This window comes from Streptomyces sp. NPDC052052 (assembly GCF_040680455.1).
Classification (GTDB): Bacteria; Actinomycetota; Actinomycetes; order Streptomycetales; family Streptomycetaceae; genus Streptomyces.
Genome location: NZ_JBFAWU010000010.1, coordinates 112,440 through 124,614, shown reverse-complemented (window position 1 = coordinate 124,614; position 12,175 = coordinate 112,440). Strand labels below are relative to the sequence as shown.

Annotated in this window: 7 protein-coding genes; 5 read left to right on the top strand and 2 right to left on the bottom strand. The window is 71.4% G+C overall.

Annotated elements, in window-relative coordinates; all coding sequences use genetic code 11:
- Nucleotides 1-1,335 (top strand): SUKH-4 family immunity protein (locus AB0L71_RS14375; protein ID WP_365242258.1); only part of this gene is annotated, 1,335 nt, incomplete at its 5' end.
- Between the two features lie 182 nt (nucleotides 1,336-1,517).
- On the top strand, nucleotides 1,518-2,420 hold the full coding sequence (locus AB0L71_RS14370; protein ID WP_365242256.1) for a cellulose-binding protein: 903 nt from the start codon (nucleotides 1,518-1,520) through the stop codon (nucleotides 2,418-2,420).
- Between the two features lie 63 nt (nucleotides 2,421-2,483).
- On the opposite strand, the gene AB0L71_RS14365 is transcribed toward AB0L71_RS14370, so the two are convergent.
- On the bottom strand, nucleotides 2,484-3,968 hold the full coding sequence (locus AB0L71_RS14365) for an MFS transporter (RefSeq protein ID WP_365242493.1): 1,485 nt from the start codon (nucleotides 3,966-3,968) through the stop codon (nucleotides 2,484-2,486).
- A 543-nt stretch (nucleotides 3,969-4,511) separates the two neighbouring features.
- On the opposite strand from AB0L71_RS14365, the gene AB0L71_RS14360 reads away from it, so the two are divergent.
- The gene (locus AB0L71_RS14360; protein WP_365242254.1) at nucleotides 4,512-5,300 is read left to right on the top strand and encodes an ABC transporter ATP-binding protein; all 789 of its coding nucleotides are present in this window, start codon (nucleotides 4,512-4,514) and stop codon (nucleotides 5,298-5,300) included.
- Nucleotides 5,297-7,876 (top strand): FtsX-like permease family protein, encoded by a 2,580-nt coding sequence (locus tag AB0L71_RS14355; RefSeq protein WP_365242252.1) that lies wholly within the window; start codon nucleotides 5,297-5,299, stop codon nucleotides 7,874-7,876. Before AB0L71_RS14360 ends, AB0L71_RS14355 begins: the two co-directional genes overlap by 4 nt.
- Before the next feature lie 211 nt (nucleotides 7,877-8,087).
- Here the strand turns inward: AB0L71_RS14355 and AB0L71_RS14350 are convergent, their stop codons facing one another.
- A complete protein-coding gene (locus AB0L71_RS14350) occupies nucleotides 8,088-8,333 on the bottom strand; it encodes a type II toxin-antitoxin system Phd/YefM family antitoxin (RefSeq protein WP_365242251.1) in 246 nt (81 codons plus the stop codon).
- A gap of 281 nt (nucleotides 8,334-8,614) precedes the next feature.
- Between AB0L71_RS14350 and mfd the strand changes: the two genes are divergently transcribed.
- Nucleotides 8,615-12,145: a transcription-repair coupling factor gene (mfd, locus tag AB0L71_RS14345; protein ID WP_365242249.1), complete on the top strand. Its 3,531-nt coding sequence runs from the start codon at nucleotides 8,615-8,617 to the stop codon at nucleotides 12,143-12,145.
- Nucleotides 12,146-12,175: the final 30 nt, after the last annotated feature.

Sequence of the window (12,175 nt, the reverse complement as noted above, 5' to 3'; positions counted from 1 at the left end):
GCGACTCCGCCGCCCGGTGGTGGGGTGCATCATGCGGCGACGATGCTGGCCGATCCGGGTGCGGCCGGTCCGTCGGCCCCGCAGCCGCCCGGTCCTCCTGGTCCGCCCGCACCCACCGCACCGCCTGCACCGCCTGCTCCCCTTGGGGCGACTCCGCCGCCCGGTGGTGGGGTGCATCATGCGGCGACGATGCTGGCCGATCCGGGTGCGGCCGGTCCGTCGGCCCCGCAGCCGCCCGGTCCGCCCGGTCCGCCGGGCATGCCGCAGGGCGGCGCCCCCGGCCCCGTGCCGCCGAATCCGCACACCCCGCCGCCCCCGGCCTACGGATATCCGCAGGCACCGGCCGGCGTGCCGACCGTCGGTCCCGGCTACCAGGCAGTGCTGCGCTACCGTGCGCCCGACGGCAGCGAGCAGCAGCTGATCCGCCGTTCGGCGCCCGGCACCCCGCACCCCGAGTGGCAGATGCTGTACGAGCTGCGGGCCATGAACGTGCCGCCGCAGCAGGTCATCGAGCTGCACACGGAACTGGAGTCGTGCGAGCTGCCCGGTGGCTACTGTGCGCGGATGATTCGCGAGACCTGGCCGCAGGTGCGGATCACCAGCGTCGCCCCGTACGGCACCGATCACGCCAGCCGTCAGCAGGGCATGCAGCATCTGCTCACGCACCAGGGCGAGCTGCACCAGGTGGCGGACGGTCCGGCGCGCCCGGCGCCGGTGCGCGCCCCGTTGCCGCAGGTTCCGCCCGCACCCGAGGTGCCTGCGGAGGGCATCGCGCAGGAGCTGCTGCAGGCCTTCGGCCCGCAGGGCATCCTGCGCTTCGACCAGCGCGCGGTGTCCCGCCAGGGTGTGCCCGAGGCCGTGGCGCGGACGCTGGTCTGGGGAGGGCTGCCCGCCGACTTCGGGCCGTTCTTCTGGGCTCAGCCGGGGCAGCCGGTGGTGCCGACGCTGGCGGAGCTGGCCGCGCAGCGGCAGGTGCAGGCGGCTCCCGACGCGAACTCCTACCTCGTCATGGGGTCCGATTTCGGGCGGGCGATCTGTGTCCAGTACGGCACCGCGAACATCGTGGCGGTGCCGGTCGAGGCGGGTCCTCCCGCGGGTGGGCCCGGTCAGTCGGTGGCGCCGCAGTTCGTGAACACCGGGCTGCCGGAGTTCCAGCGCTCGATGGCGCTGCTCGGCCGGATGTGGCGGCTGCGCTACGGCCTCAACCCCGAGCAGGCGGGCCGTTGGACGGTCGATTTCCAGGCCCAGTTGGCGGCGCTGGACGCGGCGGCGCTGGCGTCGCCGGAGAGCTGGTGGTCGGTGCTTCTTGAGCAGATGTGGGACGGGTTGATCTGACCCGGCAGGTCCACCGAACGGCGCCCGGTTCCCCTCAGGGGGGCCGGGCGCCGTTGTGTGCGCCGACTGTGACGCCTGTCGCTTCCATCCGGAAAACAGTGAAACAACCCGACTTCTGTGCCCAATTGCCGCATCCTTGACGTATTGCTGGTGATTCGGAGAGTCGGAAAGAGGCTTCAAGCATGAGTTCTGCACCGGTGTCCGCACTCGGCTTCGTCGGCGTCCGCGGACGTGGTTACCGTCCGGAGCAGGTGGACCGCGCGGTGGCCCGGCTGTCGGCGGAGCGGGACGAGGCGTGGGAGCGGGTGGCCCGGCTGACGGATCTGGTGGAGGAGCTCTCGGACGAGGCGGCGCGGCTGAACGAGGTCGTCGGAGGGCTCGCTCCGCAGACCTATGAGTCGCTCGGTGCGCGGGCCCAGCAGATCCTGGCGCTCGCCGAGAGCGAGGCAGGTGCGGTGCGGGGCGCCGCCCAGGAGGAGACGCAGGCGCTGCGGGACGCCACGGACGAGGCGGGCCGGGTGCTCGCCGATTCGGCGCGTGCGGACTCCGAGGCGATGCGGGCGGCGGCCGGGAAGTACGCCGAGGAGACCCTGGACGCGGCCGGGAGGACCGCCGGTTCGGCGCTCGCCGAGGCCCGCGTCCAGGCTGCGGAGCTGCATGAGCAGGGCCGGAAGGTGATGGACGAGACGCGCCGCCGCACCACGAGCTTCCTCGAGAATCTGGAGCAGGAGCATGCCGAGCGGTGGAAGGCGGCCGAGCAGGAGCTGGCGGCGGCCGAGGCCGCGCAGGCCGCGGAGCACGACCGGCTGACCAAGCAGGCGGAGGCCCGCGTGGCCGAGGCGCGCCGGGAACTGGCCCGAACCGAGGAGGTTGCCCGGCACGGCCAGGAGGACGCCGAGGCGCGCGGTGCGGAGCTGATCGCGGAGGGCAGGATCCGTGAGGAGCGGGTGGTCCGGGAGACGGAGCGGATCCTGCGGGAGCACGAGGAGCGCCGCGAGGAGCTCCAGGCACACATGACGCACGTACGGAACGCCCTCGCGGCGCTCACCGGGCGGGAGGCCGCGGATCCGTCGGAGGACGACTGAGCCGTAGGTGGCCGCGCGCCCGGGCCCGCGGCGCGAGACAGGCGCAGGCCACCGCGCGCCGGCCTATGCCGTCGGGGTGTCGCTCCCGGACTCCTCGGTGAGGACCGGGAAGCGGCGCGGGGTCATGAAGACCAGCACCAGCAGGGTGAGCGCGGCCGCCCCGGCGGCCCCCAGGTAGACATGGTCGACGGCGGTGTCGACGGCCCGCCGCAGGAAGTCCGCCGCCTCGGCCGTGAGTGCGCCCGGGTCGTCGAGGGCGTTCGAGACCGTGTCCAGGTCGCGCGGCAGCCCGGCGACCGGTGCGGCGGCCAGCCGGGAGGTCAGGATGCCGTTGGCGACGGCCCCGAAGAGGGCGGCTCCGACGCTCTGGCCGACCTGGCGGCAGAAGAGCACGGAGGCCGTCGTCGTCCCGCGTTCGGCCCAGCCGACCGTCGACTGGACCCCGATGATCAGCGGTAGTTGGAACAGTCCGAGCGCCGCGCCGAGCAGCAGCATGATCAGGGCGGGTTGCCAGGGCTCTCCCGGGTAGGGCAGCAGGGGGAAGGCGAGCAGGATCAGCAGGGCGCAGCTCATGCCGATGATCGCGGTGCTGCGGAAGCCGATGCGGTTGTAGACGCGGTCGGAGAGCGCCGCCGACACCGGCCAGCTCAGCGTCATCACCGACAGGACGAAGCCGGCGGCGATCGGGCCGAGGCCCAGTACGGACTGGGCGTACGTCGGCAGGAAGACCGTGGGGGCGACCATCAGCAGCCCCATCGCGCCCAGCGCCAGATTGACCGAGGCGATGGTCCGCCGCCGCCAGACCCAGCCCGGAATGATCGGGTCGGGGGCCCGTCGTTCGATGACGACGGTCAGCGCGCCGGCCACGGCACTGCCGGCCAGCAGTGCGAGGGACGGGGCGGAGAGCCAGGGCCAGGCGACCCCGCCCTGGACGAGTGCGGTCAGCAGCAGGGCGCCGGTCACGAAGACGGCGAGGGCGCCTGCCCAGTCGATGCGGGGGCGGGGTTCGCCTGCCGCCCGGCCGGTGCGGGACGGTTCGTGGAGGTGGCGTACGACGAGCCAGAGCGCCACACCGCCGACCGGCAGGTTGACCAGGAAGATCCAGCGCCAGTCGGCGTACACCGCGAACAGCCCGCCGAGCGCCGGCCCGGCCACCGCCGATGTGGCCCAGACGGTCGACAGTCTGGCCTGGATCCTGGGCCGTTCCTTGAGCGGGAAGAGGTCGGCGGCGAGGGTCTGCACGGTGCCCTGCAGCGCACCGCCGCCCAGCCCCTGGATGATCCGGAAGGCGATCAGCGCGGTCATGTTCCAGGCGGCTGCGGAGAGCACCGAGCCGAACAGGAAGACGATGATGCCGGCGATCAGGACCGGCTTGCGGCCGTAGGTGTCGGAGATCTTCCCGTACACGGGGAGGGAGACCGTCACGGCCAGCAGGTAGCCGGAGAACAGCCACGAGAAGACGGAGAAGCCGCCGAGGTCGCCGACGATCTGCGGGACGGCGGTCGAGACGATCGTGCCGTCGATGGCCGCGAGGGCCATCCCGAGCATCAGGGCCGCGACCACCGGGGTGCGTGCGCGGGAGGTCGTGGGAACGGCCGGGGCCTTCCCGGCGTCGGGGACGGCTTCGGTGTCGCCGCCCGGATGTCCGTCCGCTCCGTTCACGAAGATTCCTTCCCCTTGCACGTATAGCCGGTGACACTTTCTCACCCGGGGCACCCGGCGGGGAGAGGGCCGCTGTTGCGGGCGGCTTTGCGGATCCCCGCGGGCCCCGGACGCCCGCGTCGCAGGGGCCGGTCCCCGAAGTGCGGGCGCCGCCTGGGGCCGGGCCCCCTAGGGGATGCTCCTCAGATCGGCCCAGGGGCGGTTCCTCCCGGCGAAGGACGTGACGGGCAGGGGCCGTTGCCTACCGTTTTCCTGACCGTGGAAAGCGGCCGGTCCCGCCGTCGGGGCGGGCTGACCGCACGGGGCGAGGTGGGGGAAACCCCACCCGAAGACTGCACTGCGCACCAGCGCGCCGACACCCCTCGGAACACCAGACTTCACTCGTACACCACGACATCCCGACCACTGACCGGCATGAGGAGAAAAACCGTGACAACGGCTGTGACCATTCCCAGGCACGGGGGCACTGGAGGGCGTACGGCCGTTGCCGCGCGGGCGCGGCAGGTCGTCAAGGCGTACGGCGCGGGGGAGACCCGGGTCGTGGCGCTCGACCACGTCGATGTGGACATCGCCCGCGGGCAGTTCACGGCGATCATGGGACCGTCCGGCTCGGGGAAGTCGACCCTGATGCACTGCCTGGCCGGCCTGGACACCGTGACGTCAGGTCAGATCTTCCTCGACGAGACCGAGATCACCGGGCTCAAGGACAAGAAGCTGACCCGGCTCCGCCGTGACCGGATCGGCTTCATCTTCCAGGCGTTCAACCTGCTGCCCACGCTCAACGCGTTGGAGAACATCACGCTGCCGATGGACATCGCGGGCCGCCGGCCCGACCCGGCCTGGCTGCGTCAGGTCGTGGAGACGGTCGGTCTCGCCGAGCGGCTGAAGCACCGGCCCACCGAGCTCTCCGGTGGCCAGCAGCAGCGGGTCGCGGTGGCACGGGCGCTCGCCGCCCGGCCGGAGATCATCTTCGGTGACGAGCCCACCGGGAACCTGGACTCGCGGGCCGGTGCCGAGGTGCTGGGCTTCCTGCGCAGGTCGGTCGACGAGCTGGGCCAGACCATCGTCATGGTCACCCACGACCCGGTCGCCGCCTCCTACGCGGACCGGGTGCTGTACCTCGCCGACGGACGCATCGTCGACGAGATGAAGGACCCGACGGCCGATCAGGTCCTCGACCGGATGAAGGACTTCGACGCGCGCGGGCGGACGTCATGACCGTCTGGAAGACATCGCGGCGCAACTTCTTCGCGCACAAGGGACGCATGGCGCTCTCCGCCGTCGCGGTCCTGCTCTCGGTGGCGTTCGTGTGCGGCACGCTCGTCTTCACCGACACCATGAACACCACCTTCGACAAGCTCTTCGCCGTGACGGCGGCCGATGTGACCGTGAGCCCCGAGGACGCCGGGGAGAACGACGGGCTCACGGAGAACGGCAAGCCCGCCACCCTCCCCGCCTCCGTCGTCGAGCAGGTCGCCGGGGTCACCGGTGCGAAGTACGCCGAGGGTGCGGTCTCCACCTCGTCCGTCACCGTCGTCGACCGCCACAACGAGAACGTGGGTCCGACCTCGGGCGGGCCGACGCTCGCCGGCAACTGGACCAGGAACGACCTGCGTTCGATGGACGTCACCTCCGGACACGCACCGCGCGGCCCGACCGAGATGATGATCGACGCCGACACCGCCGACAAGCACCACCTGAAGATCGGCGACGAGCTGCGCACCATCACCACGAGCGGCGACATCAAGGCGCGGATCAGCGGCATCGCCACCTTCAAGGTCACCAACCCCGGTGCGGCGATCGTCTACTTCGACACCGCCACCGCGCAGACGAAGCTGCTCGGCAGGCCCGGTGTCTTCAGCACCGTCTCGATCACCGCCGAACCGGGCGTCTCCCACACACAGCTGAAGCGGAACGTCGCCGCGGCACTCGGCGAGACCTCCGGGTACGAGCTGCGGACGCAGAAGGAGGCCGCGGAGGCCAACAAGAACTCCATGGGCGACTTCCTCGACGTGATGAAGTACGCGATGCTCGGCTTCGCCGGGATCGCCTTCCTTGTCGGCATCTTCCTGATCGTCAACACCTTCTCCATGCTGGTCGCCCAGCGCACCCGCGAACTCGGCCTGATGCGGGCCATCGGCTCCAGCCGCGGGCAGGTCAACCGGTCCGTGCTGATCGAGGCGCTGTTCCTCGGCGTCTTCGGCTCCGTCCTCGGCGTCGGCGCCGGGGTCGGTCTCGCCGTCGGCCTGATGAAGCTCATGGGCGCCATGGGCATGGAACTGTCCACCAAGGACCTCACGATCGGCTGGACGACCCCGGTGACCGGCCTCGCGCTGGGCATCGTCGTCACCGTCCTCGCCGCGTACATCCCGGCCCGCCGCGCCGGGAGGATCTCCCCGATGGCCGCCCTGCGCGACGCCGGAACCCCGGCGGACGGCCGCGCGGGTCGGGTCCGTGCCGCGATCGGCCTGCTCCTCACCCTGGCCGGCGGCGCCGCGCTGGTGGCCGCGGCGCGGGCCGACGACGCCGGCGGGGGCTCGCTCTTCCTCGGGGCCGGGGTGGTCCTCAGCCTGATCGGCTTCGTCGTGATCGGCCCGCTGCTGGCCGGCGTCGTCGTCCGGGTGCTGAGCGTGGTCCTGCTGCGGATGTTCGGCCCCGTCGGGCGGCTCGCGGAGCGCAACGCCCTGCGCAACCCGCGGCGCACCGGGGCGACCGGCGCCGCCCTGATGATCGGCCTCGCCCTGGTGGCCTGCCTCTCCGTCGTCGGCTCCTCCATGGTCGCCTCGGCCACCGACGAGCTCGACAGGTCGGTCGGCGCCGACTTCATCGTCCAGTCCGGCAACGGCGCACTGATCGTGGACCAGGCGGCGAAGGCCCTCAAGGCGGTGCCGGACATCGAGCGCTTCACCGACTACAAGGTCGTCAGCGCCTCCCTCACCGCCCCCGACGGCACCACCGAGGACAAGGCCCTGTCCGCGGTCGACCCCACGTACCAGGACGATGTCGCCCGCGAGACGGTCTCCGGGAAGCTGGCCGACGCCTACGGCAAGGACGCCATGTCCGTCGGCGAGACCTACGCCACCGAGCACGGCATCGAGGTCGGCGACCGGCTCACCGTCGCGTTCAAGGGCGGCGAGGCGGCGCGGCTGAAGGTCGCCGCGATCACCTCGGACGACGTGGTCATCGACCAGACGGCGATGTACACCGACGTCGCGACCGCCGCGCGCTACCTCCCCGCCGACTCCCTGCCGGACAACATGCTCCTGTTCGCGAAGGCCGTGGACGGCAAGGAGAAGGAGGCGTACGCCGCCCTCAAGGAGGCCCTCGCCGCGTACCCGCAGTACGAGGTGAAGGACCAGACCGACTTCAAGCAGCAGCTGAAGGACCAGATCGGTCAGCTGCTGAACATGGTCTACGGCCTGCTGGCCCTCGCGATCGTCGTGGCGGTGCTCGGCGTGGTGAACACCCTGGCCCTGTCCGTGGTCGAGCGGACCCGTGAGATCGGCCTGATGCGCGCCATCGGCCTCTCCCGCCGCCAGCTGCGCCGCATGATCCGGCTGGAGTCGGTCGTCATCGCGGTCTTCGGCGCCCTCCTCGGCCTGGGCCTCGGCATGGGCTGGGGCGCGGCGGCCCAGAAGCTGCTGGCCCTGGAGGGACTCGGGGTCCTGGACATCCCGTGGCCGACGATCCTCACCGTCTTCGTCGCCTCGGCCTTCGTCGGCCTGTTCGCGGCCCTGGTGCCGGCGTTCCGGGCGGGCAGGATGAACGTGCTGAACGCGATCGCCTCCGACTGAGGGCCGCCCGTCGGCGAGAGGGGCGGCCGCCGTAGAATGACTGGTCCGGCTCCGGGGTGTTCCTCCAAACACCCCGGGGCCGGTCGCGTTTCCGCGGCGGCATGGTCAGGCGGGCAGGACAGGGCGGTGCGCAACAGGTCCTTGAGGTCGTCGGACAGCTCGGGGGAGGCATTCAGTCATCACAGGACGACGTGCGTGTCCAGAAGCAGTTTCATCCGTGCATCCCGAACGCGTCGGCGATGTCGTCGGGCAGTTCGTCGAAGTCCTCGGCGATGTAGATCTGCCCCCGGAGCGCTCCGTAGTCGGTCCGGTTGACTTTGGGGTGCAGCGGCACGACCTTGGCGACGGGCTTGCCCGCCCTGCTGATCACGACCTCTTCCCCGGTCTCGACCTGTTGCAGTAGGCGGGAGAAGTGGGTCTTCGCCTCGCGCACGTTGTACTGCCGTGCTGGTTCCACGACTGCCTCGCAGGGAAACTGGATCGGACTGGACCAACGGTAGGTCCGGTCGCACCGCACCGGCAACGGCGTTCCCTCGCGCGGGTGACATGGCGGCGTCGTAGGCTGGAGCCCCCGGCCCGCCGGGGGGTGGCTTCTGGATCACAGGGCTCGCAAGGGCCGGTACGGTCCCAGAAACCACCCCCAACACGTGTCGGGCACTTCGCGTTGCCTTTGCGCGTTGCCCCCTGGCAGCAGCCGGCTGTCAGACCTCGCCCTCGTTACCCGGACGGAAGCCCTTCATGAGCCTGCACGGTCTGCTGGATGTCGTCGTGACGGATCCGGCACTCTCCGAAGCGGTGAAGGCCGCCGCCGACGGCCACCGCAAGCACGTCGACCTCGTCGGTCCGCCCGCCGCCCGCCCCTTCGCCGTGGCCGCGCTGGCCCGTGAGACCGGGCGGACCGTGCTCGCCGTCACCGCGACCGACCGGGAGGCCGAGGACCTGGCGGCCGCGCTGCGCAGCCTGCTCCCGCCGGACACGATCGCCACGTTCCCGTCCTGGGAGACCCTGCCGCACGAGCGGCTCTCGCCCCGCTCCGACACCGTGGGCCGACGCCTCGCCGTGCTGCGGCGCCTGGCGCACCCGCGCCAGGACGACCCGGAGACCGGCCCGGTCATGGTCGTCGTGGCACCGATCCGCTCCGTGCTCCAGCCCCAGGTCAAGGGGCTCGGTGACCTGGAGCCCGTGGCGCTGCGCATCGGCCAGGCCGCCGACCTCGGCGAGACCGTCGACGCACTGTCCGCGGCCGCGTACTCCCGGGTGGAACTGGTCGAGAAGCGCGGCGAGTTCGCCGTGCGCGGCGGGATCCTGGACGTCTTCCCGCCGACCGAGGAGCACCCCCTTCGGGTGGAGTTCTGGGGCGACGACGTCGAGGAGATCCGCTACTTCAAGATCGCCGATCAGCGGTCGCTGGAGATCGCCGAACACGGGCTGTGGGCCCCGCCCTGCCGGGAGCTGCTGCTCACCGACGAGGTGCGGGAACGGGCCGCGGCCCTCGCCGAGGACCACCCCGAGCTGGGCGAGCTGCTCGGCAAGATCGCCGAGGGCATCGCGGTGGAGGGGATGGAGTCCCTCGCCCCGGTCCTCGTCGACGACATGGAACTGCTGCTCGACGTGTTGCCCGCCGGCGCGATGGCGTTGGTCTGCGACCCTGAGCGGGTCCGTACCCGGGCGGCCGACCTGGTCGCCACCAGCCGGGAGTTCCTCCACGCGTCCTGGGCGGCCACCGCGGACGGCGGCCAGGCCCCGATCGATGTCGGCGCGGCCTCCCTGTGGGGCATCGCGGATGTCCGCGACCGGGCCCGTGAACTCGGCATGATGTGGTGGTCGGTCTCCCCGTTCGCCGCGGACGACGAACTCGACGACGACACCCTCAAGCTCTCGATGCACGCCCCGGAGTCGTACCGCGGCGACACCGCCCGCGCGATCGCCGACACCAAGGGCTGGATCGCCGACGGCTGGCGCACCGTGTACGTCACCGAGGGTCAGGGCCTCGCCTCCCGCACCGTCGGCGTGCTGGGCGGCGAGGGGGTCCCCGCCCGCCTCGACGCGGACCTGACGGAGATCTCCCCGTCCGTCGTCCATGTCTCCTGCGGTGCGATCGACCACGGCTTCGTCGACCCCGCGCTCCGGCTCGCCGTCCTCACCGAGACGGACCTGACGGGCCAGCGCACCGCCACCAAGGATCTGGGCCGGATGCCGGCCCGCCGCCGCAAGACCATCGACCCGCTCACCCTGGAGACCGGCGACTACATCGTGCACGAACAGCACGGTGTGGGCCGCTACATCGAGATGGTGCAGCGCACCGTGCAGGGCGCCACCCGCGAGTACCTCCTCGTCGAGTACGCCCCCGCCAAGCGCGGCCAGCCCGGCGACCGGCTCTACATCCCGACGGACCAGCTGGAACAGGTCACCAAGTACGTCGGCGGCGAGGCGCCCACCCTGCACCGGCTCGGCGGCGCCGACTGGACCAAGACCAAGGCACGCGCCAAGAAGGCCGTCAAGGAGATCGCCGCCGACCTGATCAAGCTGTACTCGGCCCGGATGGCGGCGCCCGGCCACGGCTTCGCCCCCGACACGCCCTGGCAGCGCGAACTGGAGGACGCCTTCCCGTACGCGGAGACGCCCGACCAGCTCTCCACCATCGCCGAGGTCAAGGAGGACATGGAGAAGTCCATCCCGATGGACCGGCTGATCTGCGGCGACGTCGGCTACGGCAAGACCGAGATCGCGGTACGGGCGGCCTTCAAGGCGGTCCAGGACGGCAAGCAGGTCGCCGTCCTCGTGCCCACGACCCTCCTCGTCCAGCAGCACTACGGCACGTTCACCGAGCGCTACTCCCAATTCCCGGTCAGCGTCAGGGCGTTGAGCCGCTTCCAGTCCGACTCCGAGTCCAAGGCGACCCTGCAGGGGCTCCGCGAGGGCTCCGTCGACCTGGTCATCGGCACCCACCGCCTCTTCTCCTCCGAGACGAAGTTCAAGGACCTCGGCCTGGTCATCGTCGACGAGGAGCAGCGCTTCGGCGTCGAGCACAAGGAGCAGCTGAAGAAGCTCCGCGCCAACGTGGACGTCCTCACCATGTCCGCGACGCCGATCCCCCGTACGCTCGAAATGGCCGTGACCGGCATCCGCGAGATGTCCACGATCACCACGCCCCCCGAGGAGCGCCACCCGGTCCTCACCTTCGTCGGCCCGTACGAGGAGAAGCAGATCGGCGCGGCCGTCCGCCGTGAACTCCTGCGCGAGGGGCAGGCGTTCTACATCCACAACCGGGTCGAGTCGATCGACCGCGTCGCCGCGCGCCTGCGCGAGATCGTGCCCGAGGCGAGGATCGCGACCGCGCACGGCCAGATGTCCGAACAGGCCCTGGAACAGGTGGTGGTGGACTTCTGGGAGAAGAAGTTCGACGTCCTGGTCTCCACCACCATCGTCGAGTCCGGCATCGACATCTCCAACGCCAACACCCTGATCGTGGAGCGCGGCGACAACTTCGGCCTCTCCCAGCTCCACCAGCTGCGCGGCCGGGTCGGCCGTGGCCGCGAGCGCGGTTACGCGTACTTCCTCTACCCGCCGGAGAAGCCGCTCACCGAGACGGCCCACGAGCGCCTGGCCACGATCGCCCAGCACACCGAGATGGGCGCGGGCATGTACGTGGCGATGAAGGACCTGGAGATCCGCGGCGCCGGAAACCTCCTGGGCGGCGAACAGTCCGGCCACATCGCCGGCGTCGGCTTCGACCTGTACGTCCGCATGGTCGGCGAGGCGGTGGCCGACTACCGGGCTTCCCTGGAAGGCGGTGTCGAGGAGGAGCCGCCCCTGGAGGTCAAGATCGAGCTCCCGGTCGACGCGCACGTCCCGCACGACTACGCCCCCGGCGAGCGGCTGCGACTCCAGGCATACCGCGCCATCGCCTCCGCCACCACGGAGGAGGACATCACCGCGGTCCGCGAGGAGCTCACCGACCGCTACGGCAAGCTTCCCGAACCGGTCGAGAACCTGCTCCTGGTCGCGGGCCTGCGCATGCTGGCGCGCGCCTGCGGCGTCGGCGAGATCGTGCTCCAGGGCTCCAACATCCGGTTCGCCCCGGTCGAGCTGCGCGAGTCGCAGGAGCTGCGCCTGAAGCGCCTCCACCCGAAGACGATCATCAAGCCGGCCGCCCACCAGATCCTGGTCCCGCGCCCCACCACCGGCAGGATCGGCGGCAAGCCGGTCGTCGGCCGCGAACTGCTGGCGTGGACGGGGGAGTTCCTGACGACGATCCTGGGGTCGTAGGCCCGGAGCGTGTCGCGTGTCGACCCCGTC

Bases quoted from the DNA above. Each gene is read 5' to 3' on its own strand.
- mfd (WP_365242249.1), top strand. From the start codon at position 8,615: ATGAGCCTGCACGGTCTGCTGGATGTCGTCGTGACGGATCCGGCACTC.
- AB0L71_RS14365 (WP_365242493.1), bottom strand. From the start codon at position 3,968: ATGCTCGGGATGGCCCTCGCGGCCATCGACGGCACGATCGTCTCGACC.
- AB0L71_RS14370 (WP_365242256.1), top strand. From the start codon at position 1,518: ATGAGTTCTGCACCGGTGTCCGCACTCGGCTTCGTCGGCGTCCGCGGA.
- AB0L71_RS14355 (WP_365242252.1), top strand. From the start codon at position 5,297: ATGACCGTCTGGAAGACATCGCGGCGCAACTTCTTCGCGCACAAGGGA.